The organism is Pedobacter arcticus A12, assembly GCF_000302595.1.
Classification (GTDB): domain Bacteria; phylum Bacteroidota; class Bacteroidia; order Sphingobacteriales; family Sphingobacteriaceae; genus Pseudopedobacter; species Pseudopedobacter arcticus.
Map to the genome: position 1 here is coordinate 728502 of NZ_JH947125.1, position 24403 is coordinate 752904.

The 24403-nt window shown below is 39.1% G+C and carries 18 protein-coding genes; 11 read left to right on the top strand and 7 right to left on the bottom strand.

Going from position 1 to position 24403, the window contains the following annotated elements:
* Nucleotides 1-9: 9 nt before the first annotated feature.
* The 7 genes from B176_RS0104405 to B176_RS0104435 all read left to right on the top strand — a co-directional run bounded on the left by B176_RS0104405 (nucleotide 10) and on the right by B176_RS0104435 (nucleotide 11182).
* A complete protein-coding gene (locus B176_RS0104405) occupies nucleotides 10-1587 on the top strand; it encodes a hypothetical protein (RefSeq protein ID WP_017257569.1) in 1578 nt (525 codons plus the stop codon).
* Nucleotides 1588-1665: 78 nt separating this feature from the next.
* Nucleotides 1666-3999, top strand: coding sequence for a polysaccharide lyase 6 family protein (locus B176_RS0104410; protein ID WP_017257570.1), 2334 nt, complete (start codon nucleotides 1666-1668; stop codon nucleotides 3997-3999).
* 16 nt (nucleotides 4000-4015) lie between these two features.
* Nucleotides 4016-4807 carry a polysaccharide lyase family 7 protein gene (locus tag B176_RS0104415; protein ID WP_154647883.1) on the top strand — a complete coding sequence of 264 codons (792 nt, stop codon included), beginning with the start codon at nucleotides 4016-4018 and terminating at the stop codon, nucleotides 4805-4807.
* Between the two features lie 138 nt (nucleotides 4808-4945).
* Entirely contained in the window at nucleotides 4946-7408 is a 2463-nt protein-coding gene (locus B176_RS0104420) for a glycoside hydrolase family 2 TIM barrel-domain containing protein (RefSeq protein WP_017257572.1), read from the top strand.
* Between the two features lie 3 nt (nucleotides 7409-7411).
* Nucleotides 7412-8575: an alginate lyase family protein gene (locus tag B176_RS0104425; RefSeq protein ID WP_017257573.1), complete on the top strand. Its 1164-nt coding sequence runs from the start codon at nucleotides 7412-7414 to the stop codon at nucleotides 8573-8575.
* Between the two features lie 88 nt (nucleotides 8576-8663).
* Nucleotides 8664-9863 (top strand): glycoside hydrolase family 88 protein, encoded by a 1200-nt coding sequence (locus tag B176_RS0104430; protein ID WP_017257574.1) that lies wholly within the window; start codon nucleotides 8664-8666, stop codon nucleotides 9861-9863.
* Nucleotides 9864-9868: 5 nt separating this feature from the next.
* Nucleotides 9869-11182 carry a polysaccharide lyase 6 family protein gene (locus B176_RS0104435; protein WP_017257575.1) on the top strand — a complete coding sequence of 438 codons (1314 nt, stop codon included), beginning with the start codon at nucleotides 9869-9871 and terminating at the stop codon, nucleotides 11180-11182.
* Between the two features lie 71 nt (nucleotides 11183-11253).
* Here the strand turns inward: B176_RS0104435 and B176_RS18995 are convergent, their stop codons facing one another.
* Nucleotides 11254-11841, bottom strand: coding sequence for a hypothetical protein (locus B176_RS18995; RefSeq protein ID WP_017257576.1), 588 nt, complete (start codon nucleotides 11839-11841; stop codon nucleotides 11254-11256).
* Between the two features lie 137 nt (nucleotides 11842-11978).
* A complete protein-coding gene (locus B176_RS0104445) occupies nucleotides 11979-12215 on the bottom strand; it encodes a hypothetical protein (protein WP_237739794.1) in 237 nt (78 codons plus the stop codon).
* A gap of 56 nt (nucleotides 12216-12271) precedes the next feature.
* Here B176_RS0104445 and B176_RS0104450 point away from each other — a divergent pair, with 56 nt between their 5' ends.
* Nucleotides 12272-13711 (top strand): M20 family peptidase, encoded by a 1440-nt coding sequence (locus B176_RS0104450; RefSeq protein WP_017257578.1) that lies wholly within the window; start codon nucleotides 12272-12274, stop codon nucleotides 13709-13711.
* Between the two features lie 58 nt (nucleotides 13712-13769).
* Here the strand turns inward: B176_RS0104450 and B176_RS0104455 are convergent, their stop codons facing one another.
* The 3 genes from B176_RS0104455 to B176_RS0104465 form a co-directional block, all read right to left on the bottom strand.
* A complete protein-coding gene (locus tag B176_RS0104455; protein ID WP_017257579.1) occupies nucleotides 13770-15116 on the bottom strand; it encodes an MATE family efflux transporter in 1347 nt (448 codons plus the stop codon).
* A gap of 73 nt (nucleotides 15117-15189) precedes the next feature.
* Nucleotides 15190-15654 carry a GNAT family N-acetyltransferase gene (locus tag B176_RS0104460; protein WP_017257580.1) on the bottom strand — a complete coding sequence of 155 codons (465 nt, stop codon included), beginning with the start codon at nucleotides 15652-15654 and terminating at the stop codon, nucleotides 15190-15192.
* 2 nt (nucleotides 15655-15656) lie between these two features.
* Nucleotides 15657-16142 carry a DUF4442 domain-containing protein gene (locus B176_RS0104465; RefSeq protein WP_017257581.1) on the bottom strand — a complete coding sequence of 162 codons (486 nt, stop codon included), beginning with the start codon at nucleotides 16140-16142 and terminating at the stop codon, nucleotides 15657-15659.
* A gap of 247 nt (nucleotides 16143-16389) precedes the next feature.
* Between B176_RS0104465 and B176_RS0104470 the strand changes: the two genes are divergently transcribed.
* Both B176_RS0104470 and glgB read left to right on the top strand, forming a co-directional pair.
* Complete coding sequence (locus B176_RS0104470) at nucleotides 16390-18882, top strand: glycoside hydrolase family 31 protein (protein WP_017257582.1); 2493 nt, start codon at nucleotides 16390-16392, stop codon at nucleotides 18880-18882.
* A gap of 189 nt (nucleotides 18883-19071) precedes the next feature.
* Entirely contained in the window at nucleotides 19072-21270 is a 2199-nt protein-coding gene (gene glgB / locus B176_RS0104475; RefSeq protein ID WP_017257583.1) for a 1,4-alpha-glucan branching protein GlgB, read from the top strand.
* 71 nt (nucleotides 21271-21341) lie between these two features.
* Here glgB and B176_RS0104480 read toward each other — a convergent pair whose 3' ends face one another.
* Both B176_RS0104480 and B176_RS0104485 read right to left on the bottom strand, forming a co-directional pair.
* Complete coding sequence (locus tag B176_RS0104480) at nucleotides 21342-22172, bottom strand: alpha/beta hydrolase (RefSeq protein WP_040539818.1); 831 nt, start codon at nucleotides 22170-22172, stop codon at nucleotides 21342-21344.
* A gap of 204 nt (nucleotides 22173-22376) precedes the next feature.
* Nucleotides 22377-23333: a TIGR01212 family radical SAM protein gene (locus B176_RS0104485; RefSeq protein WP_017257586.1), complete on the bottom strand. Its 957-nt coding sequence runs from the start codon at nucleotides 23331-23333 to the stop codon at nucleotides 22377-22379.
* 58 nt (nucleotides 23334-23391) lie between these two features.
* Between B176_RS0104485 and corA the strand changes: the two genes are divergently transcribed.
* Nucleotides 23392-24345, top strand: a complete 954-nt coding sequence (gene corA, locus B176_RS0104490) for a magnesium/cobalt transporter CorA (RefSeq protein WP_017257587.1) — start codon at nucleotides 23392-23394, stop codon at nucleotides 24343-24345.
* The last annotated feature ends 58 nt before the right edge of the window (nucleotides 24346-24403 follow it).

The window sequence follows — 24403 nt, forward strand, 5'->3', positions numbered from 1 at the left end:
GATAAGAAGATGAAAAGAATTTTAACATTATTGCTGCTTTTCGTAGTGTTTGCAGCGACCATATCTTCCTGTAAAAAAGATACAACAGGCATTAATGGTGGCGGGAAGTTTGAAGCAATAGATTACACATTTAATAAAGCTACGCGTTCTTTTGAACCAGTAGAAGCAGTTACTGCCCAAATAACTTCACCTAAGGGTATTAGGTTTGTTTATTGTTTTCTTATTAGAGAAGATCAAACTGACTCTTTAATTTATGTAAGTAACAATTCGGGAGAAAACCCTACTAGTTATGACTTATCTATCCCTACAGAATCTTTCCCGGCTTACAACATGACTAAAGTTAAAGGGGTTAAGGTGTTGGTTAAACAAACGGATAATAGCTCTATAGAAGGATTTATAAATGTTAATTTTTTCGATCCAGATTTACCTCAGTTGATAAACTTTCCAACTCAAATTACTGCGGATCTTACAGGAGGAAAAACAACAATTACAGGTAAAGTTACTTCCATTTACGGCTTAAAACGTGTTGATATTTATGATGATTACCAAACAGAAGACACTTATGTGCTGGTAAATAGTATTACTGAAGCCAATGGTTTAAAAGAGTATACGTTAAACTACGCTTATGGCTATCGTAAAGCAGCGCAACATATAAAAATTGTAGCGGTAGATATTTATAACCAGCCGAATGAAGTTATAATTAACATGCCAGTTGATGTGGCTATTTTTAAACCTAAATTTGCAAATTTTGCAACTGCTATTACACCTATTCAAACAGGTGGAACTACTTCTGTAACTGGTAAAATTACTGCTATAACAGGTTTAAAACGTGTAGATATTTATGACGATTATAAAGGTGCTTACGTTTTAGTTGGCACTGTAAATAACCTAAATGGTGTGTTAGATTATAATTTCAATTATGGCTACACCTTCCGTAAAAGAGCTGAGCATATAAAATTGGTTGCCATAGATCAGGAAGATTTACAGACCGAGTTAATTATACCTTTAAATATAACTTATGGAAGTGTAGCTTATCGAGATATAGTGATGACCGCACAAAATGCTGGTACAGCAACTGCCTTATTAATGAATGGTACTACTATAGGTAATTGTGAGTTGCTTGCAAACGAGGCTAATATAATCATGCTTTTTGGACAACAAAGTGCTGGTTTAACATTTTTTAATCCTGCTAGTCCTGGAAGTTTTCCAGCTAACTTAAAATGTAATAACGTAGGTTGGGTACCTAATAATACTGCGGTTATTCACAAAACCCAGTTTAGAGTGTTGGTTAAAGGTGTAACTGGGGTGAACAATATTTATACATTATTAGATAATAACGAAATAGACGATTTGAGTGATGCTTTCTTTACTGGCATTTCAGCTCCAACTTCTAATACCCCTAGATATACCGCTACAGCTGCAGCAACTGCATCCTTGTTTAACTTGACCGATGGTAAGCTTGTGTATCTCAAAATAACAGATCCGCTAACATCCATTACTAAAAATGCTTTAATATGTATAAAGGATGCGAAAGATGATGGAGCTGTTAATTCGACCATTAAATTCGATATCTACATCCAAAAGTAGAATCAGTTTTTTTCTTAAATAATAATTAATCAAACATCCTGTTTTAAGCAGGATGTTTGGTTTTACAATGTCTTTAATATGTTGAAATTCAAATTATTTTTAGCCTTTTTATTGATAGGCCCAAGCATAAAAGCATCAGTTATAGTTACCAACCCAAAAGAATTAAAAACCGCAGTAGCTAATGCTAAACCCGGCGACACCATTTTTTTGCAAAACAAAGAATGGAGCAATGTACAACTACAGGTAAAGGGAAATGGAACTGCACAAAAGCCAATTGTAATTATGCCCGAAAATAAAATATCGGTTTTAATTACTGGTCAATCCGATTTGAAAATTGGTGGTGAGTACTTAATCATTAAGGGATTCCATTTTAAAAATGGTTATTCGCCAAAAGCAGATGTAATAACCTTCCGTATCAATAATGATAATTTGGCCAATAACTGCCGGGTTACAGAATGTGTGATTGAGGATTTTAGTCAGCCAGATCGTTTTAAAAGTGATAATTGGGTGGTTTTCTGGGGAAAGAATAATCGGTTAGATCATACAACCTTAGTGAATAAATTGAATGCAGGCCCAACTGTTATTGCGGAGCTGAATGACGAACGCAGCCAGGAGAATTACCACAGCATTGACCATAACTATTTCAAAGTTCGAGAAAGGTTTGGTTCTAACGGTGGCGAAACCATGCGCATTGGTGTTTCTAGATATTCGTTAACAGCGTCAAGAACGCAGATAAAAAACAACTATTTTGAACGTTGCAATGGCGAGGTGGAGATTATCTCCATTAAATCTGGCGAGAACAATGTTAGTGGGAACACTTTTGTTGAATGTGAAGGTGGTTTGGTATTGCGCCATGGCTCCAAAAATGTGGTTTCCGGGAATCTTTTTTTAGGTAATAACAAACCTTTTACGGGAGGTGTAAGGGTAATTAATCCTGGTCATCAAGTGTTTAATAATGTGTTCAAAGATTTGCAAGGCACTGGCTTCCGCTCACCTTTGTCGGTATTAAATGGAGTTCCAAATTCTTTAATCAACAGGTATTATCAAGTAACAGACGCTACCATCAACAACAATACATTTATCAATTGTGCGCCCGTATTATTTGGTGGAGGTAAAGATGCGGAGCGTACCTTATCGCCTCAGAATGTTTTGTTTGCCAATAATTTATTTACAAATACGCCTTCAGCATTTTATCAAGATGAAAATAAAGATGGTGGTATTATTTTTAAAAATAACGGTGTGATAGGTGAAGTTAAAGGTGTTTTGCCTGCTAATTTTTCATCAGCGAGAGCGACAGAAATAAAAAATGGAGCATTTACATTTCCTTTCAATAAAAGCATGGGTGCTGATGTTAAAAAGCTAACCTTTGTAACCAAACAGAAAACAGGAGCAAAATGGTATCAACCTCAGGTTCAAAACGCCGAAAGATCCAATAAAAGTTTCGAACTTAAATCAGCGCAAAGCGATAAAATAGCAGATGTTTTACAGAAAATGATTGCTGGAGATACCTTAATCATAAGTGATGAAGGTTACGTAAAGCTCAATGAAAGTTTGGTGATTGATAAACCAATTACCATTATGGCTAAGCTAGGTTTAAAAACCAAACCTATTTTTGTAAATACCAGTTTTAAATCTTTACCAGCCTTTATCATTATTAAAAACGGTGGCGAATTAAATGTTAAAGGTTTGGCGTTTAAAGGTGCTTTTGAAAGTTTTGGAGATACCAAAGCAGGAATTGCATCAACAGAAGAACCCATGAATAAGCATTACAAGGTTAAAATTGACCATTGCGAATTCTACGATTATAACGAAGGGTCTTTCTCTGGGTTTAAGGGTTCAAAATCTACTTTGGCAGATAGTTTAATTATCACCAATTCACTATTTCGCAATATTTCGGGCAGTGGAATCAATTTAGGAGAAGAAAGAGACGATAAAGGAATATACGGCGCCGAATACACTATCGTGAAAAACTGTGTTTTTACCAATGTTTTAGGCAGTGCCATTAATGTTTACCGTGGTGGAAACGATGAAAGTACTTTAGGCCCGTTTGTTACCATTGACCATTGCACTTTTAACGAGGTGGAAAACAGAGAACAAGGCACAGTAGTACGCTTAGTTGGTGCACAATACGCCAGTATTACCAATTCGCTTTTTTCTAACAGCGGGCAAGGTGGTCGTTCTATTGAATTTAAAGAATACCGTTGGGACGAAATCAAAGTTGATTACTGCAACTTTTACCAATCGGGTAAAGTAGCTTCTTTTTATGATAAAGTTTTGGGTGCACATAATTACCAGGTTAAGCCCACTTATCAGAATAGCAACCAGTTTAATTTTAACCTCAGTAACTATTCTGAGTTAAAGAAAGGTAATGATGGAAAAGCAATAGGTGCCGAAATTAATAATGACTATTAAAAACAACCTACTCAGCATGCAAAATTTATCTTTAGCGTTGTTATTGATGTCATCATGTGCAACACAGCAAGTCCCCGAAAAAACGCCCACTCCACCGGTTGCCATTCTTCCGATAGAAGTCGTTGCGGATAAAAAATACCCTGCAGAGCTCATAGATTTAAGCAATTGGAAATTGAACACGCCAACAGATACACAAACACCCGGTAAAGTTGATGAGTATAAACAGCCAACATTAAATACTTTTATTGATGCCAACTGGTTTCATTTAAATGCCAATAAAAATGGAGTAGTTTTTAAAGCCAACGCGGGTGGCGTAACAACTTCGGGTTCGGGTTACCCGCGTAGCGAGTTAAGAGAGATGACCGATAAAGGTGCTGCCAATGCTTCTTGGGGTTCATCTTCTGGAGTTCATACGCTATTTATTGAGCAAGCTATTGTTCATTTACCAACCGTTAAACCCCATATTGTTATTGGTCAAATTCATGATGCTAATGATGATGTGATTGTTTTTAGGTTAGAAAAGCAAAAGCTATTTATTGATTTAAACGGCAAAAACGGTCCTACTTTAGATAATAATTACACGTTAGGTAAGCGCTTTACAGTGATGTTTAAAGTACATAATGATCAGGTAGAGTGTTATTACAACGATGTTTTGGTCTACACTTATCAGGTTAAATTCTCTGGTGCCTATTTTAAAGCTGGTGCATATGTACAATCATCCTGTCAAGGAAATAAAAAGGTAACAGGTGAAAGTTGTGATGCTTACGGCGAAGTGGAAATTTATAAGCTTTGGGTAAAGCATGAGTAAGGAGATATATATGTTGATTTTTTCAATCAAAAATCCATAAATATTAAGATTCTACATCTCTTATTTAAGATATTCCCTAACATAATTGCTTACAAGCTATATTTTAGCGATATCAATTACAAGAAAAACCCTATTCAAATGAATCGATTTAAGATTGTTTTAGCCCTAGCCCTATTTTTGTTTCCTTATATAACCACCTATGGCCAACAGAGCGAACGGCTCAGGCAGGGCTGGGAGTTCTTGAGGAGCGACCTTGGCGGGATCTGGGAGGCGAACCGCGATGCAAAGGCGGGGAGTTCGGAGACAGTTCCGATCTGGACAGGAGTAACCCTTCCGCACTGCTTCAACGCCACAGACGCGGTAGACCCAGACGTAAATTATTATCAGGGACCCGGCTGGTACCGCAGTAATCTAAAAATTGAGAATCCATATAAGAACGGTAGAACCCTACTGCATTTTGAAGGTGCCGGGCAGAAGACACAGGTGTATGTGTACAATACCAAGGTAGGCGAACACGTAGGTGGATACGATGAATGGACTGTCGACATCACGGATGCGGTTGCATCTTTCAGAAAAGACAGCGTGTTCAGCGGTAGGTTCAGGGGCAGAATCCCCATTTCCATCCGTTGCGACAATACGCGAGATTTAGAGATGATGCCTTCGGATCTTTCCGATTTCAACGTTTATGGCGGACTTTACCGTTACCTTAACCTCGTCTACGCTCCACAGCTGTCAATAGATAAAGTTTTTGCTTTGTCAGAAGTTGATGCAAAAGGCAGACAGGGAATCTTGAAGATATCATCACGTTTCTACAACCCGCTGAACATCACAAAGGCCAGTGTCAATATCAAAGTAACCGACCCGAAAGGAAAGACCATCAGCAACAGCCAGAAAGAAATTAAAGGCTTAAAGTCTGAAGAAGCGCTTTCGCTGATGAATATCAAAAAACCGATCTTATGGTCTCCAGAGACACCCAATCTCTACACCGTAGAGATCAGTGTGGAACAGAATGGCGAGAAAGCAGTACACACAGAAAAAGTAGGGTTCCGGAACTTTGAGTTCGTAAAGAAAGGACCCTTCATGCTGAACGGAAAGCGCCTGCTGTTGAGAGGGACCCACCGCCATGAAGACCATGCCGGTGTAGCGCAGGCCATGACAGAAGATATGATCCGCACCGAGATGAAGCTGATGAAAGGTATGGGCGTGAACTTTATCCGGTTGGGGCATTACCAGCAGTCACGCATCGTACTAAACCTTTGCGATAGTCTAGGGATTATGGTGTGGGAAGAAATTCCATGGTGCCGTGGCGGTCTGGGAGGCGAAGTCTACCAGGCGCAGGGCAAGCGGATGCTGACCAACATGATCGAACAGCACTACAACCATCCATCGGTCATCATCTGGGGGCTGGGCAACGAGAACGACTGGCCCAACGATTTCACCACCTTTGACCAAGGAAAGATCAGAACCTACATGAGCGAACTGAACAGCCTGAGCCATAAGCTGGACCATACCCGGCTGACCGCGATCAGACGCTGTGACTTCTGTAAGGATATCGTAGATGTGTACTCACCATCCATCTGGGCAGGCTGGTACCGCGGGATCTATACCGATTACAAAGAAGTATCCAAGAAAGAGTTCGACACGGTCGACCGCTTTATACACGTAGAATGGGGAGGCGACAGCCATGCAGGGCGCCATTCAGAATCCCCGGACGATGCACTGAGCAAGGTAAGGAAAGCAGACAGTGCAGGCGAGCGGGCAGGAGATGCCTCGCTCTACGGCGGGAGCGCAAGAGTATCCAAAGATGGCGACTGGAGCGAATCCTATATCGTGAACCTGATCGACTGGCATCTGAAAGAACAGGAGACCATGCCTTGGCTGAGCGGTGCTGCTTATTGGCCTTTCAAAGATTTCTCTACACCTGTACGTCCGGAGAATCCCGTTCCATACATGAACCAGAAGGGAGTAGTGGAAAGAGATTTTACCAGGAAAGAAGCATACTACGTATTCCAGTCGTACTGGACAGAAGGACTGATGGCACACATCTACGGGCACAGCTGGCCGGTACGCTGGGGCGATAAGGGACATAAGCGGATGGTAAAAGTGTATTCCAATGCCGATGAGGCAGAGCTTTTCGTGAACGGAAAAAGCCAGGGCGTTAAAAAACGGAATAGCCAAGACTTTCCAGCTTCTGGTTTACGCTGGATGGTGAACTACCAAGAAGGGAACAACGAGATCAGGGTTGTGGCCAAAAGAGGAAAACAGACCGTAACCGATGAGATAAGACAAGAGTACCAGACCGCCAAATGGGGCAAGCCCGCAAAGCTGACCTTGACAAAGCTACAAGAGGCCGATGGGAAGATCACGATAGAGGCAAAACTGCTGGATACCAATGGTGTCTTATGTTTGGATGCGAAAGAATACGTTTATTTCGGGCTGACCGGAGACGGGAAACTGATCGATGATCAGGGAACCTCCTCAGGCTCACGCAAAGTACAGCTGTACAACGGAAGAGCAGTAATCAGTTTATATACAAACAAGGGGAAAAGCATTGCCTCTGTAAAGTCAGATAGTATCCCGACCCAGTTCTTAAACTTGTAAAAAATGAAGAGATTCTTAAGTATTATCGGAGTGTTGTTTTTTGTGGGATGTTCGCCCAAACTGGACAAGAAAACCAATATAGCACAGCAGGCAGAAGAAGTTCTGAAACAACAGACCCTGGCCGAGGCAGACTGGGCCATGCAACAGCAACCGGTCACCGTCACCGCAGAAACATCAACAAGAAGTGCGGGCGGGAAGCATGATTTCTTTTCGGAGGGAGACTACTGGTGGCCGGATCCAAAAGACGCCAGTGCGCCCTATATCCAGAAAGACGGGCTGACCAATCCGGACAACTTTGTTGCACACCGGCTGGCGATGATCCGTCTGAACAGGATCGTGGGTGCTCTGGCATCAGCATATAAGATCACGGGAGAGGAAAAGTATGTAAAGCAGGCAGTTCTTCATCTGAAAGCCTGGTTTGTAAACGCCAGCACCAAGATGAACCCAGACCTGGAATACGCACAGGCCATTACCGGAAGGTTCAAAGGCAGGGGTATCGGTATCATCGATACCATCCATCTGCTGGATGTTGCACAGGGAGCTTTGGTGATGTCAGATAAAATCAGTCCTGCCGATCTGAAAGCCATCAAGAGCTGGTTCTCCAGCTATACCAAATGGCTGATGACCAGCAAGAACGGTATCGAGGAGATGAACGCAAAGAACAATCACGGAACCTGTTTTACTTTACAGATAGCCGGTTTTGCAAAGCTTACGGGCAATGGGGAACTGCTTAAGTTTGCCTCAGACCGTTACAAAACTGTTCTACTACCCAGCCAGATGGCAACAGACGGAAGCTTCCCCCTAGAGATGGCCCGTACCAAACCTTACGGTTATTCTATTTTTAACCTGGATGCGATGACTGTGCTCTGCCAGATACTTTCAACACCAGAAGACAAGCTCTTTACTTACACCACAGCTGATGGAAAATCGATCAAAAAAGGAATCGAGTTTTTGTACCCTTTTATCGCAGATAAAAGCAGATGGACCTTGAGACCCGATGTGATGTACTGGAAAGAGTGGCCAGTGGCACAGCCGTTCCTGATCTTCGGGGCAACTGCGTACCAGGACCAAACGTGGTTCAGCACCTGGAAAAGTCTGGAACACCGACCCAAAGTAGAAGAAGTTATCCGCAACTTACCGATCAAATATCCGTTACTATATTTGTAAACTTAACGCAATATCAGCCACAAAGCACACAAATAATCAAATTAGCTCTGTGGCCTCCGCGTCCTCTGCGGTTAAAAAAAACAATACTATGAGAAATACAATCCTATCCTTACTAACATTAACAGCAATAACCCTCAGCAGTTGCTCCCAAAAACTCCACTTCAAAAAAGAAGTAAACCAGGCAGAAAAACAGACCACGCTGATGCTCCAGGAAATTGCAAAAGCCAACAACAAAAACGGCACCTTGGTTTCTCCACGGACTTTAGAAGATGGTAAACTAAAACTGGTTGCGTCCACCGACTGGACCAGCGGTTTCTTTCCCGGCGAGCTCTGGTGCCTGTACGAGCTCACCAAGAACGAGAAGTGGAAACAGCAGGCCATCAAGTTCACCGCTCCCATAGAGCAGGAAAAGCTGAACGGAAAGACCCACGATATGGGCTTTAAGGTGTACTGCAGTTTCGGCAATGCCTACCGCCTGAACAAAAACCAGCATGACAAAGCAGTGGTTATACAGGCTGCAAGAACACTGTCAACACGGTTCAGCCCAAAGGTAGGAGCGATCCGCAGCTGGGACCACAACAGTGATAAATGGGATTTTCCGGTGATCATCGACAATATGCTGAACCTGGAACTGCTGTTTGAGGCCACAAAACTGTCCGGTGATTCCAGTTTCTACAAAATAGCCGTTGCACATGCGAACACCACCATGAAGAACCACTTCCGAAAAGATTTCAGTACCTGGCATGTGGTAGATTATGACCCGGAAACCGGTGCGGTGGAAAAGAAGAATACCCATCAGGGCTATAGCGATGCATCTGCCTGGGCAAGGGGACAGGCCTGGGCAATTTATGGCTATACCATGTGCTACCGCGAGACAAAAGATCCAAAGTACCTTCTGCAGGCGCAGAATATTGCTAAATTTCTGTTCAATAACAGAAATATGCCATCAGACTTAGTACCCTACTGGGATTTTGATGCGCCGAACATTCCAGACGAGCCCCGTGATGCATCCGCGGCAGCGCTGATTTCGTCAGCCCTGTTTGAGCTGAGCACCTACACAGAAGAGAAGAACGATTATCTTGAAAAAGCAGAGAAAATCCTGTATAGCCTGAGTACATCCTATACCTCGCCGATAGGAGCGAACAGAGGCTTTATCCTGTTGCACAGCACCGGTTCCAAACCTCATAATTCCGAAGTTGACGAGCCGTTGAGCTATGCTGATTACTATTATCTGGAAGCATTAACAAGGTCAAACCGTTTACGAAACAACCAACCCGTAATCCAATAGAAAATATGAAACACTTTTTTCAAAAAACAAAACTTACAGCCTTAGGTATGCTGTTTGTAATCAGTGCAAACGCCAAAGATTACAGGGTTGCAAGCGCACAGGAAATCTCGGCCCTAAAGCTTGTTCCGGGTGATAAGGTGATTATGAAAGCAGGTGACTGGAAGAACCAGCAGATCGTTTTCAGGGGAAAAGGAACAGCACAACAACCGATCACGCTGACTACAGAAAATCCCGGTAAGGTGATTTCTTCCGGAAATTCTACGCTCAAGATCGACGGTGATTATCTGATAGTGGACGGCCTGGCCTTTGCCGATGGTTATTCTGAGAAGGATGCAGTCGTTACGTTTACAAAAACCTCCAATAACTGCAGGCTCACCAATTCCAGTATTATTGATTATAATCATCCTGATAAAACTTTTGACTATAAGTGGGTTTCAGTTTTTGGTTTAAACAACAGGGTAGACCATAGCAGATTTTCTGGCAAAACTCACCAAGGAACCACTTTGGTGGTTTGGTTGTCTGACAAACCAAATTACACGCAGATAGACCATAATTATTTTGGTCCACGCCCAGATTTAGGCGTTAACGGAGGAGAAACTATACGTATCGGGACAAGCGAATGGTCTATGTTTGATTCTTACACCAAAGTAGAGAATAATATTTTTGATAAATGTAACGGCGAAATGGAAATTATTTCCATCAAATCCGGACATAATTCCATTTTAAATAACCTTTTTTACGAATGTGTAGGTACGCTAACCTTCCGCCACGGCAATAATTCTGAAGTTGCTGGAAACTATTTTATAGGAAATAATATAAAGGACACTGGTGGCATTAGGTTAATTGGCGAGAATCAAAGTGTACATGATAACTATTTACAAGGATTAACGGGGACGAATTTACGAGCGGCAATTTCGGTAATGAATGCTTTGGAGACTCCAAAACCCAATGAATATTTTCAGGTAAAAAATGCGTCCATTAAAAATAATATAATTGTTAATTGTAAAGAAGCAATCGTTTTAGGTTCTGGAAAAAACGAAAAAAGAATGATGCCTCCAACTAATTTAGTGTTGGAAAATAATGTGGTGATAAATCCGTCGAAATTGATTGTTTATAATGAGGATTTAAAAGATGCTTTTATTAAAGGAAACCTAGTAAAAGGTGCGTCTACAGTACCTGGTTTCGAACTATTAAAAACCAGCTTAGTACAGTCAAACGGAATTACACAATTACTCGGAAATGAGAAAACGCCATTTTGGCTAAGCGAAAAAATTGGTCCAACATGGAGCAAAGAAATTTTTAAAGCGCAAATTAAATAAGCGTTTAAAACAACAAAAGAAGCCCACGATTTAAATCAAAACGTGGGCTTCTTTTGTATTTGTGGTACACATCATCTAATATTGTATTCGGCTAATCTGTTTCTTTCATCTTGCAAAGCTCTGGCCAATTTCTTTTCATTTTCATTGGCTTTTGCTTTGTAAACTTTATACTCTTCCTGCACTTCTTCAAAAAGCTTGATCCGGTACTTTGCTTCTTTACGGGCAGCAAATGAAGAGAAGTAAAATACGCCGACCAGAATTGCTAAAATCAACACCAAACTCCACATTAACAATTTATAGCTTCCTTTCTCAAGGGTAAAAATCCCTAAAAGAGAGATTTCGTTAACACTGTTCAGCGTTTCCTGTAAGCTGTTTTCTTTGTTCGCTAAATCCGTTTTTTGTTTCTGTATAGCCGTTTTCTGATTGCTTATTTGCTGGCTAATTTCTAAATATTTAGCATCTTTTCGTTTTAAACTATCAACCGCATTACTCCACAACTGTTTAATCTGTGCTTGTTTAATTACCTTATATTCCTGATAATTATTTGAGCCGTCAACAACGGTTTTAAATTGTTCGTTGATGGATTGAGCTTGTACAGCAAAACCAAAAAATAGGCAAACTGCTAATGATAAAATCGGTAGAAATTGATTTTTGTGCATGAGAATTTAATTTTGTTATCAGAATTAAACCCCGTTTTGCACCTTTTTATTGTACCTAATCTAAAATCAGCGTACAAAAACTATAAACGAATTGTGTTTTTACCTATAAAAAAGTGGAAAATATAACTGTTTATGTGTTATTCCCTGACAAAGAGATAGACAATTAAAAGTAGTACCAAACATATCGGAATAATCCATTTTAACGCTAAGCCACCACCATTTTCGTTCTTTTCTGTCACGGCTTCTTCTGATGGAGCTGGATTTTCTTGGTGTTTGTTATAATCGTGTTCAATCCCTTCCGGCGATTTCCTAATTTCTTCTTCTCTGTTTTCCATGATGATGTTTTCCTGATTATTAAACAATTTTATTGCCAAAAAACTTTCTTAATGACCTTGCTGTTTTTGTAATTCATTTTGTAAATTGAGCAATAATGAAAAATCTGCTGAAAATTATTGGAGCCATGTTGCTGTTGCTTATTGTAACAGTGCTTGTCAAAACTTTTCTGTTTAAAAGTAAACAGGTAAGCGTACAGCCCTATAAACCACTTCTGTTAAATGATTCATGCGTTGCAAACCTTCAAAAAGCAATAAGTTTTAAAACGATTTCTTATGATGATGCTGCAAAAATGGATAGCAGTGCATTCTACGGATTTCAAGCTTTTTTAGTCGAAAATTATCCTTTGGTTTTTAGTAAAATGGAAGTAGAGAAAGTAAATATCTTTAGCTTGATTTTACATTGGAAAGGAAAATCTGCAACTGCAAAACCGGTAATTTTAATGGCCCATCAAGACGTGGTGCCAATTGAAGAAGCAACTAAAGAACAATGGGAGGTTAATCCTTTTTCTGGAGAGGTAAAAGATGGATTTGTTTACGGACGTGGCGCAATTGATGATAAAGGAAGTTTGATTGCAATTTTAGAAGGAGCGGAACATTTACTTAAACAAGGCTTTATTCCCCAAGCCGATATTTATTTTGTTTTTGGGCATGATGAGGAGATAATGGGTTTAAAAGGGGCTAAAACCATGGCTCAGCTCTTCAAAGATCGTAAAGTTGACCCCGCTTTTGTTTTGGATGAGGGTGGAATTGTTACCGAATTTAAAGTGCCTGGATTAAATAAAACCGCAGCTGTGGTTGGTATTGCTGAAAAAGGTTATCAGACTTTGAAATTAAAGATTAGTATCCCAGGTGGGCATTCGTCTATGCCTGAATCTAAAACAGCTATTGATGAGCTTGCCAGAGCGATTGTCGCTTTGAAAGATAATCCCTTTGAAGCATCTTTAGGCACAACGGTGAAGCGGTTTTTAGATTATATTGGACCAGAAATGCCTTTTGTAAGTAAAATGGCCATGGCTAATCAATGGTTGTTTACGCCCATGATTAAAAATATCTATTCAAAAACACCAACTGGTAATGCTACCATTAGAACAACAACTGCCACCACAATTTTTAACGCAGGAATTAAGGAGAATTTAATTCCCGGGGAGGCCGAAGCCATTGTGAACTTTAGAACACAGCCGGGCGTTACAAGGGCTCATGTAATAGCACACGTTAAAAAAGTGATTGCGAATGAAAGTATAGAAATTGAGCCACAGGGAGATGGAAACGAACCTACTCAGGTTGCTGATGTAAAAGATGAAAGCTTTAAATACCTTCAGAAAACCATTAGCGCCTACAAGAAAGATATTGTTGTTGCACCCTATTTGGTTTTAGGTGCAACAGACGGCAGGTATTTTGCAAACATTAGTTCTCAGGTTTTTAGGTTTATTCCTTTTACAGACCCCGAAGGTTTCCATGGTGTAAACGAACGGATAAAAATAACGGAATTTAAAAAAGGTATCGGTTTTTATTACGAGCTGATGAAAGGGATCTAACCACCTAGAAACCCAAATCCAACAACCCAATAATCTAACCACCTAACAAACGAACCACCTAACCACCTAGCTTTCTAACCATGTTTCTAAACCGGTAATACAGCAAAATAGCGGCAAGTGTAAGTGCAAAAGATAAGGAAATCCATATACCTAAAGCACCCATTTTAAATGTGAAGCCCAATAGATAGCCAAAAGGTAAACCAATTACCCAATATGCAATTAAAGTGATAATAGTGGGGATTTTGACATCTGATAAACCTCGTAAAATACCAACACCAACAACTTGTATCCCATCAGAAATCTGAAAAAACGCCGCAACAATCAGCAGTTGCGAGGCAATTAAAATCACCTCTTCGTTTCTGATATAAATCCAAGGGAGCAATTTGTTACAGGTTAAAAATATAACCGCGGTAATGCACATGTAAAAAATAACCAGGTGGTAAGAGGTAATTGCCGAAAGTTTAATTTCTTTAAAATTATTTTTCCCTAATGCATTTGCAGCTCTTATTGTAGCGGCAACGCCAATGCCACTTGCACCCATATACGTAAACGCAGCCAGGTTTAATGCAATTTGGTGCGCTGCCAGTTCTTGTGCGCCAATCCAGCCCACCATAATTGCGGCGCCAGAAAAAGCACCAACCTCAAAAAAATACTGTAATGAGATAGGGAATCCCAGTTTGATGATTTTTTTAAGCTTTCCAAAATCTGGCTGGCGTAACGTAAACTTTGCCAAATAGGGTGTGAAAAGACTAGATTTTATCACAAACCATCCCATAAAAATGGCCATAAAAACACGGGAGATAAATGTGCCTAAACCTGCGCCATATAAGCCCATAGCAGGGAAGCCTAGCCAACCGTAAATTAATAGAAAGTTGAAAATGATGTTGATGATGTTTCCTATAACAGAAATATACATGGCCTGTTTGGTATAGCCTAAGCCTTCTGCAAATTGTCTAAAGCTTTGGAACGCCATTAAAGGGATTACTGATGCGCCGATAATCAAAAGGTAATCTTTTGCGGCAACGGCCACTGCTTCTGATTGCCCTAGCAATGATAGTTTTTGTGCAATTATGGCTACCAACCCAAATAATAAAACTCCGGTAACTAAACTTATAATTACGCCTTGTTCCAAATATTGGCCGCAAATGGTTTTATTGTTTTTTCCGTCTTCTTGTGCCACCAAAGGCGTAACACCTTGTGATATTCCAATACCACTCACCATAAAAATTCCAAAAATACTGTTACCCAAAGCACAAGCAGCTAGTGGAATTGTACCCAGCTGCCCAACCATCACACTATCGGCAACCATGGTAAACATGTGGCCCAACTGTGAAATTACCACAGGGTAAGCCAATAAGAAATTGCTTTTGTAATACGGTCGGTATTTGTTAAATCTGCCAAACATGGTTCAAATAATTTGACCTGCAAAGGACGTGATAATAAAGCTTATTATTTTACAGTCCTTTGTAAAATATTGATTAGTTTTCTGAACTGTAAGGCTTAAGAATTTGCATAAAACGCTCGGGGTTGTTCAGCTTTTCGAAACCGAATTGAGCATATAATTCTTGTGCATCTGCGGTAGCTAACATCCAACGTCTTAGGTCTTTGTATTTCGGCTGGTTTAAAACTGTTTGCAACAACCATTTTGATAAACCCAGTTTTCGATAATCGCTAGCTATAAAAACATCTGCTAGGTAAGCAAAGCTGCTTTTGTCAGAAATTATACGAGCAAAGCCAACTTGTTTTTGATTGTGATAAACACCAAAACAATCCGAATTTTCAATGGAGATCTTAAATCGATCAAAAGGTAGATTTTTAGCCCAATATGATTCTTGAGTCAAAAAACTGTAAACGTAATCAAGATTGAGTAATGCTTTATCTGCGCTGATTGTAAAGCCTTTTACGGTGAAATGATTGTCGTTAATGATAACTTTAGTAAACATTGTTAATACGCTATACTTTGTTTTTCGCCTATATGTAAGTTTCTAACATAAACTTCATTCTGTACAACAGCACATAAAACGCCCGCCTCATTGTACATCTCAATAGGGTAAGTTTTTATAAACTTTTCGCCAGCTTTTAGCTGTTGTTCTGCCTCAAATATATCTTCGGGAACAATGTTTATTTTAAAACGTAGTGTGGTGTTTCCCGGTTTAAGGTATCGTATATGGGCGCTTTTTAACCAAACCTTCGTTTTAAAGCCCCGTTTTTGTAAAATCTGATCAAACAATATCGCGTAAAATGGGTCTGAGGCGCTAAATATAGTTCCGCCAAACAGCGTTTTATTATAATTTATGTTGAGTATGCTTTTGTTGATTTTTACTTCTACCGACCTAAAGTCTTCTCCAAACTTTACCACCCAAATTCTTTGGAAAAAAAGTGGTGGATAAAACCGAAGTAACCATTTTAAGGTGTTTGGACTAACATTCATGACTGGTAAATATCGAGATTTACACCATCAAACACCAAATCGTGTGTTAAATAAATGCTAAAAACATGTAATTTGTTACTTTAACAATTTGCGTAAACGGATACGCAAAGTTAATTTATTAATAATCTGTGTTTTAAGTGGGTTTAAATCATCAGGAAATATGTTAGGAAAAAATCGGGTTTTCAACATACATTTTTTTTCTAATCAAAGGATATTAAGCATCTTAGCAGATTAATTGTATAAAAGCATGGAAGAAGCAAGAAGGCCAGAAGAGGAATTAGATAAAAAAGATACATCAGAACATATAGAAGTTAGCACAGACGAGTTAGATCAAGAGGATATTCAACACGTTAATAACCCTATAGTAGGCATAAAACCTATTGAAAAGGAGTTTTTAGGTGCAGTTAAAGAAGTTCGGCAAGAAAACAATAAATTTATTTTTACGGATGGATCTGCATCGGTAGAAATAAGAGTGGTAAGCGACGAGATTATTCGCGTTCGTTTAGCGCCCCATAGCGTTTTCTTGGAAGAGTTCTCATACGCTGTTCCCTCCTTAGATCAAAAAGTTGCAGTTTTTAACTTTACAGAGGATGAAACACATTATGCTGTTTCTACAAACACAGTTTCCTGCTTAATCAACAAGTCTAATTTCCATATCTCTTTTAGAGATAACGATAGCAAAATAATCAACGAAGATTATTTGGCCATGCACTGGGAAGAAAACGACCAATTTGGCGGTTATTACGTTTATTGTACCAAAAAGTGTTATCCAGAAGAAGCATATTTTGGTTTAGGCGATAAGCCAACTGATTTGAATTTGCGAGGTAAAAGGTTACAGAACTGGAACTCTGACACTTACTCTTTTGCAAAACATCAGGATCCACTTTATAGAAGTATTCCGTTTTTTATCAGTTTAAACGAAAACATTGCCCATGGTATTTTCTTGGATAATACCTTTAAAACGCATTTCGATTTTGCACAGGAAGATAATAATAAATTAAGTTTTTGGGCAGACGGTGGTGAGTTACAGTACTATTATATCCATGGTCCAAATATGATGGATGTGGTGAAACGCTACAACTCATTGACGGGGACTCATAAATTGCCTCCAATTTGGGCTTTAGGCTACCATCAATGTCGTTGGAGTTACTACCCAGAATCAAAGGTTAAAGATTTGGCTGATAATTTTAGAAAACGAAAAATCCCTTGTGATGCCTTGTATCTGGATATTGATTACATGGACGGTTACAGGTGTTTTACGTGGAATAAAAAATACTTCCCAAATCCTAAAAAGATGATAAAAGAACTGTCTGACGATGGTTTTAAAACAGTGGTAATTATTGATCCGGGAATTAAAGTGGATGATAATTACTGGGTTTTTAAGGAAGGAAAAGAAAATAAATATTTCTGTCGCCGTAGCGATGACTACTTTATGGAAGGCCATGTATGGCCAGGCCGTTGCCAGTTCCCAGATTTTACCAATCCAGAAGTTAGAACTTGGTGGGGCGGTCTGTTTAAGGAATTGGTAGAAGTAGGCGTAGCTGGCGTTTGGAATGATATGAACGAGCCAGCCGTTTTTGGTAAAGGAACTTTTCCAGATGATGTCCGTCATAACTATGATGGATTTAGAGGTTCTCACCGTAAAGCGCACAACGTTTACGGAATGCAAATGGTAAGGGCAACTTATGATGGATTAAAGAAAATCCAGAAAAATAAACGTCCGTTTACCATTACTAGAGCAGGATACGCAGGTGTGCAACGTTACAGCTCATGCTGGACAGGTGATAACGTAGCAAGTTGGGAACATTTAAAAATTGGAAGTTTGCAGATGCAGAGACTTTCTATGTCGGGTTTGCCATTTGCTGGAACAGATATCGGCGGATTTAGTGGCGAGCCAACGGGCGAATTATTTACCCGTTGGATTCAGCTAGGCGTTTTTTCTCCATTTATGAGAGCACACTCTGCTGGAGATACTGCAGAACGTGAGCCTTGGAGTTTTGGTCAGGAGTTGGAAGATATCAACCGTAAATTTATTGAATTACGTTACAAATTACTTCCATATATCTACTCTACTTTTTGGGAGCATCACCGTTACGGTTTCCCAATTTTACGTCCGGTAGTTATGTTAGAGCAAGATAATCCAACCAACAGGTATCGCGAAGATGAATTCACGTTTGGAGATAAAATTTTGGTTTGCCCAGTTTTAGAAGAAGGCGCTACATCACGAAAAGTTTATTTACCAGGCGGAGGTAATTGGTTTAACTACTGGACTCACGAAGTTTTAGAAGGCGGTACAGAGCATGTGATTGATGCACCTTTGGATTCGATGCCGATTTTTGTAAAAGCAGGATCGGTAATTCCAGAATATCCGGTAATGCAGTATACGAGTGAGTTTGAAGTGGAGGAAATGATGTTTCAGATATTCTACTCAGACCAAGAAGTAAACTCTTTCTATTTTGAAGACCATGGTGATACTTTTGCTTACGAGCAAGATATTTACATGGAAAAAAAGTTTGTAGTTAACGGCGATAAAAAATCATTAACCATTACACAAAGTATCGAAGGCTTATTTACACCTCGTTACGAAACTTATGAGCTTAAAATTAACGGTCTGCCGTTTAAGCCTTCAAAAGTTTTAATTGATGGTAAAACGTACGCAGGAGATTTAATATTTGACGAAGTTAAGAGCTTAGTAATTAAAACACCAAAGCACTTTAAACAGATACAAGTGGTTAAATAATGCGTTTTAAAGCACAGAAGGGTTATTTCTTATCAAGGAGTAACCCTTTTTTTTGTTGAAATATTCGTCAGCGATATTTTAAAATTAAATAGCTGAAAATTCAACATTATATGTAAATTGTAAATCATATAAAATTCCAAATCTTATTATTCGGCAAATTTGCAGGTAAAGATTTCTCAATAAACTATTATGGCCAAAAAGATAAAAGAACCCGCTCCAGAAGCCGACTTGAATAAAAAGGAACAAAAGGCTAAAGCAACTGAAAAAAAGGTAGCTGTAAAAAAGGTGGCCGTAGATAAGAAGACGGATGATTCTGTAAAGAAAAGTGCTGTGAAAACTGTAACTGAGAAAAAAGTTACAAAACCAGTAGCTGATAAAGCACCTAAGCAAACAAATACGAGAGCTACAGCAAAAAAGTCGGCTTTAAGCGCTTCTTCAGCTACAGCAGAGTTGCATTTATCTTCTGTTGAAGGAGAGCCTACTTACGCAAGTGTGTATCACTATTCTAAACTAACAGATTTTGATATTTTGCTCTTTAAGTCGGGCAAACATTTTAAACTGTATGAAAAATTAGGTTCACATGTGGTAGAACATAATGGAGTTGTAGGTACTTACTTTGCTGTTTGGGCGCCCAATGCGCATTATGTATCTGTAATCGGAAACTTTAATTATTGGGATAAAGGCTCGCATCCTTTGTACGTTCGTTGGGATGAAACCGGAATTTGGGAAGGATTTATCCCGCATGTTGGTAACGGCGAATCGTACAAATATTTCATCAATGCCACTAGTGGGGAAGATTTGGAGAAAGCAGATCCTTTTGCTTTGCGTAGTGAAGAACCACCTCGTACGGCTTCCATAGTTTGGGATACTTGGTACGAGTGGAAAGATAAGGATTGGATGATGAACCGTCATCAGAAGAACGCGTTGAATAAGCCAATGTCTGTTTATGAAGTGCATTTCGGTTCTTGGGGTAGAAGCCCAGAAACGCCAGATCTGTTCTTATCATACCGAGACATGGCGGACAAACTTATTCCATATGTTAAGGAAATGGGCTTTACGCATGTAGAGTTTATGCCTTTAATGGAGCATCCTTATTATCCGAGTTGGGGTTACCAGATTACAGGTTATTTCGCCGCAACTTGCCGATACGGAACGCCACAAGATTTAATGTATTTGATTGAGGAATTCCATAAAGAGGGGGTAGGTGTAATTATGGACTGGGTTCCATCGCATTTCCCCGGGGATGCGCATGGACTATATAACTTTGATGGCTCGCACCTTTACGAACATGCAGATGTACGCAAAGGCTTTCATCCAGATTGGAAATCGTATATATTCAACTATGGAAGAAATGAAGTAAGGGCATTTTTGATTTCAAATGCAATTTTCTGGCTGGAGCGTTTCCATATCGACGGCTTAAGAGTTGATGCTGTTGCTTCGATGCTATATCTGGATTATTCGCGTAAGCATAATGAGTGGATTCCGAATGAATATGGCGGAAGAGAAAACACAGAAGCCATTTCTTTCTTAAAAGACTTTAATGAAGCCGTTTATTCTATGTTTCCAGATGTGCAGACCATTGCCGAAGAATCAACTTCCTTTAGCGGTGTAAGTCATCCAACTTACGGTGGTGGTTTAGGTTTTGGACAGAAGTGGATGATGGGTTGGATGAACGATACGCTTAAGTATTTTGCAGAAGATCCGGTAAACCGAAAGCATCACCACGCTGGTTTAACTTTCAGCACCATTTATGCGTTTACGGAGAACTTTATGTTGCCGCTTTCGCATGATGAAGTAGTGCATGGTAAAAAATCAATGATTTATAAAATGCCCGGAGACGAATGGCAACAATTTGCGAATCTAAGGGCGTTATACGGTTATATGTGGACTCACCCTGGCACTAAATTGCTTTTTATGGGTTGCGAGTTTGCGCAAACGGGGGAATGGAACCCAACGTATTCTTTAGATTGGCACTTGTTAGAACATGCGCCACACCAAGGAATGAAGCAAACCGTTATGGCTTTAAACAAGTTGTACAAGGAAGAACCTGCTTTATACGAACGCAGTTTTGATTCTGGAGGCTTTGAGTGGATTGTTAATGATGATGCAGATAATTCTGTACTGGTTTACGCTCGTAAGGGTTTAAATCCAAAAGACGATCTAATAGTTGCATTAAATTTAACGCCAATACCGCGAGAAAACTATCGTTTTGGTGTTCATAAATCTGGCAAATGGAAAGAGATTTTTAATTCGGATGATAAGAAATATTGGGGTAGCGGAATTAGAAATTTGGATAAACAATCAGAAACCATAACCAGTCATTGGAAATCAAATTCCATAGAAGTTAATTTGCCACCATTGGCAATGGTTGTTTTTAAAGCCATTTAGCTTTTTCATTAAAAAGCCGAACATTTTTTATGATGTTCGGCTTTTTTTATGGACTAAAGTTCGAGTCCTTTTTATTTCGCTGATTTGAAGTGGTTTTGGATGTAAAGTAGCTGATATTGAATAGCCTCTCCCCAATAATCCCAGTTGTGTTTTCCCGGATTGGTTATAAAAGTATGCGGAATGTTGTTAAACAGCAGTTTCTCATGTAGCTTGACATTTACGTTGTAAAAAAAATCTTCGGTTCCACATTGAATAATTAACGCTAGGGACTTTGGTGTCAATAAGTTCGTAAGCTCCATAACCGTATTATTGTCCCAATTCTCTTTATTGTCTGCATAAGTGCCTAAAGACTTTGCGATATCCCAGTTCAACGGAAAAGGTCTAAAATCTACTCCACCACTCATACTCCCAGCAACGCTGTACACATCCTGATGTTTAAATGCTAAATATAAAGCACCGTGTCCGCCCATACTTAGACCGGTAATGGCCCTATTGTTTTTATTTGCTATGGTTTTGTAGGTTTTATCAATCCATTCTACCAGTTCTTTAGCAACGTAAGTTTCGTATTTGCTTTCAGGTGCTTTTGGAGCGTCAAAATACCAACTTCCGTAGTTCCCATCCGGGCAAACAATCATCAACTGATATTCGTCAACTAAATTTTTTATTGCCGGGACTTTATTTGCCCAATTACTGTAATTTCCAGAATAGCCATGCAAAAGATAAACCACGGGGAAAGTTTTTTTGTTATCGTAGCTATCCGGTTTTAAAACCACAGCTTTAATCTGTTTGTTCATTGAAGGACTAAAAGTATTCACCGTATCAACGGTTGCGCCGAAAGATTTGAAACTTATGAATAGGATTAAAAAAAAGATGATTTTGTTTAATGAGAGATTGGTTTTCATTTTTTGGAAAGTATTGATTTTTTATTAGACGAGTCAATTTATAAAAAATATCAATGGGAGCAAAAAAAGAAGCCTCACCCCAGCCCTCTCCGAAGGAGAGGGAGCTATTTGCTAACGTTAATACTAATTGAAAATAGATTTTATCAAAGCTAATTAACTAATTCAACTTTGAACTAATTAACAAATCCCTAAAAAACGAACAACCTAATCAACTAACCAACTATTATACAAACTCCCTTGCACCACACCTTTTCTCTCAATCTCATTATCAATAAAAGTCTGGATTTCCGATTTTCTTAGGCCCCACTTTGGTGCAATCAACATGTCTAAATCCGATATCCCAAATAAGCGTTGGATAACTACATCAGGACGAAGTCTTGGTAAAAGTTCACATAAAAAGTCGGCGTATTCTTGCAGAGTGAAAAGCTTAAACGGATCTTTTTTATACTTAGCACCCATTATCGAGCCCTCCACAATGTGTAAATGGTGGAATTTTACAAAATTAATCTGTGGGTATTTATTGATTTCATCGGCGTAAGCCAGCATCATTTCATGTGTTTCGCCGGGTAAACCAAAAATCGTGTGCACACAAATATCTAATTTACTTTTTGTCAGTAAAGCCATTACATCTACAAACTCATCATGCGAGCAACCACGGTTAATCTGCGCTAAAGTTTCGTTGTAGATAGACTCCATGCCCATTTCTAAATCCACATCAACTCTATTGGTATAACTTTCTAAAAGTGCTATTTTCTCTGCATCAATACAATCGGGTCTGGTTCCTACAGATAAACCTACAACATTGGTCATATCTACACTCAAAGCCTCATCGTACATTGTTTTTAAGTAATGTGCGGGAGCATAAGTATTGGTGTTCGGCTGAAAATAGATGATAAATTTTTCTGCTTTATAATGTTTCCACGCCCTTTCCATCCCAAACTCAATCTGCTGTTTCATGGTTTCCATGGTTCTTGAGGTTGGCGTAAAGGAATCTACATTGCAATAAGTGCAACCGCCATAGCCTTTAGAGCCATCTCTGTTAGGGCAGGTAAATCCACCATCCACAATTACTTTATACACCCTTTTCACCTTATACTTGTTTTTAAGGTGGGCGCTGTAATAATTATAATTCTTTTCTCCGAAGGCTAGGGCTTTTTCCAATGTCAAATGATATTTTTGCAAAGATACGAATTGAAAATTAATGTTATCTTGATGCCAAATGCTTAGAATATATTACAAAAAGAACACTCGCTTAGCAAAAGAATCAGATGTTGAACTCTTGAGAGAGATTCCGATAGAGAGCTTGGTATGGGTTGATTTACAGAATCCAACGATACAGGAAAAAGTGACGATAGAAACTTATTTCGATATCAAATATTCTTCAGAAGAAGAGTCTCAAGAGATTGAAAGTTCATCTCGCTTTAGCGAAATGGACAATGAAATTATAATTAACTCCAATTTTTTGTCAATTACGGCAGATGGATTTGCCTATAATCCGGTATCTATTATCTTAGAAAAAGGCATTCTTTTCACTTATCGCGATGATGATATTAAAACTTTTAGCGAATCTGTAAAAAAAATAAAAGCTAATCCAACCCTTTACATCAACGGTTACCAGATTTTGTCAACTGTTTTAGAAACCTGTATTGATCAAGATGCAGATTTAATCGAAAACATTGCAAAAGAAATCGCTGATTTAAACCGAAGTTTAAAAGCAACAAACGAGCGAGTAGATGAGGATGATTTATTGAAAATATCATCTTTGCAAAGTGATAATATGATGCTTCGTGAAAATATCATCGATAAACAGCGTTTGCTATCCTCATTAATTAAATCATCTATTTTTCCGCAAGAGTTTATGGGTGTCTTGAAAATTATGATCAAGGATATCAGTTCGCTTTTAGAACACAATAAATTTGCTTTTGAGCGCTTGGAGTATCTACAAGATACTTTTATGGGTTTAATCAATATCGAACAAAACCGAATTATAAAAATTTTTACAGTTGCTACGGTTGCGTTTATGCCACCAACTTTGATTGCCAGTATTTACGGAATGAACTTTGAAGGAATGCCCGAACTACATTGGCAATACGGTTATGTAGCGGCTATCTTCTTTATGATCATATCTTCATTAGGAACACTGTTTTATTTTAGGAAAAAGAACTGGCTTTAATAAATAGCTATATCTTTTGATTGAGATTTTAGCCGAAATTTGCTTTTTCGCTTGAAAT

Excerpts from the sequence above, each read along its gene's own strand:
- B176_RS0104465 (WP_017257581.1), bottom strand. The coding sequence starts at position 16,142 with ATGAATGTTAGTCCAAACACCTTAAAATGGTTACTTCGGTTTTATCCA.
- B176_RS0104430 (WP_017257574.1), top strand. The coding sequence starts at position 8,664 with ATGAGAAATACAATCCTATCCTTACTAACATTAACAGCAATAACCCTC.
- B176_RS0104415 (WP_154647883.1), top strand. The coding sequence starts at position 4,016 with ATGCAAAATTTATCTTTAGCGTTGTTATTGATGTCATCATGTGCAACA.
- B176_RS0104435 (WP_017257575.1), top strand. The coding sequence starts at position 9,869 with ATGAAACACTTTTTTCAAAAAACAAAACTTACAGCCTTAGGTATGCTG.
- B176_RS0104450 (WP_017257578.1), top strand. The coding sequence starts at position 12,272 with ATGAAAAATCTGCTGAAAATTATTGGAGCCATGTTGCTGTTGCTTATT.
- B176_RS18995 (WP_017257576.1), bottom strand. The coding sequence starts at position 11,841 with ATGCACAAAAATCAATTTCTACCGATTTTATCATTAGCAGTTTGCCTA.
- B176_RS0104410 (WP_017257570.1), top strand. The coding sequence starts at position 1,666 with ATGTTGAAATTCAAATTATTTTTAGCCTTTTTATTGATAGGCCCAAGC.
- B176_RS0104455 (WP_017257579.1), bottom strand. The coding sequence starts at position 15,116 with ATGTTTGGCAGATTTAACAAATACCGACCGTATTACAAAAGCAATTTC.
- glgB (WP_017257583.1), top strand. The coding sequence starts at position 19,072 with ATGGCCAAAAAGATAAAAGAACCCGCTCCAGAAGCCGACTTGAATAAA.
- B176_RS0104460 (WP_017257580.1), bottom strand. The coding sequence starts at position 15,654 with ATGTTTACTAAAGTTATCATTAACGACAATCATTTCACCGTAAAAGGC.
- B176_RS0104425 (WP_017257573.1), top strand. The coding sequence starts at position 7,412 with ATGAAGAGATTCTTAAGTATTATCGGAGTGTTGTTTTTTGTGGGATGT.
- B176_RS0104405 (WP_017257569.1), top strand. The coding sequence starts at position 10 with ATGAAAAGAATTTTAACATTATTGCTGCTTTTCGTAGTGTTTGCAGCG.
- corA (WP_017257587.1), top strand. The coding sequence starts at position 23,392 with ATGCTTAGAATATATTACAAAAAGAACACTCGCTTAGCAAAAGAATCA.
- B176_RS0104480 (WP_040539818.1), bottom strand. The coding sequence starts at position 22,172 with ATGAAAACCAATCTCTCATTAAACAAAATCATCTTTTTTTTAATCCTA.
- B176_RS0104420 (WP_017257572.1), top strand. The coding sequence starts at position 4,946 with ATGAATCGATTTAAGATTGTTTTAGCCCTAGCCCTATTTTTGTTTCCT.
- B176_RS0104470 (WP_017257582.1), top strand. The coding sequence starts at position 16,390 with ATGGAAGAAGCAAGAAGGCCAGAAGAGGAATTAGATAAAAAAGATACA.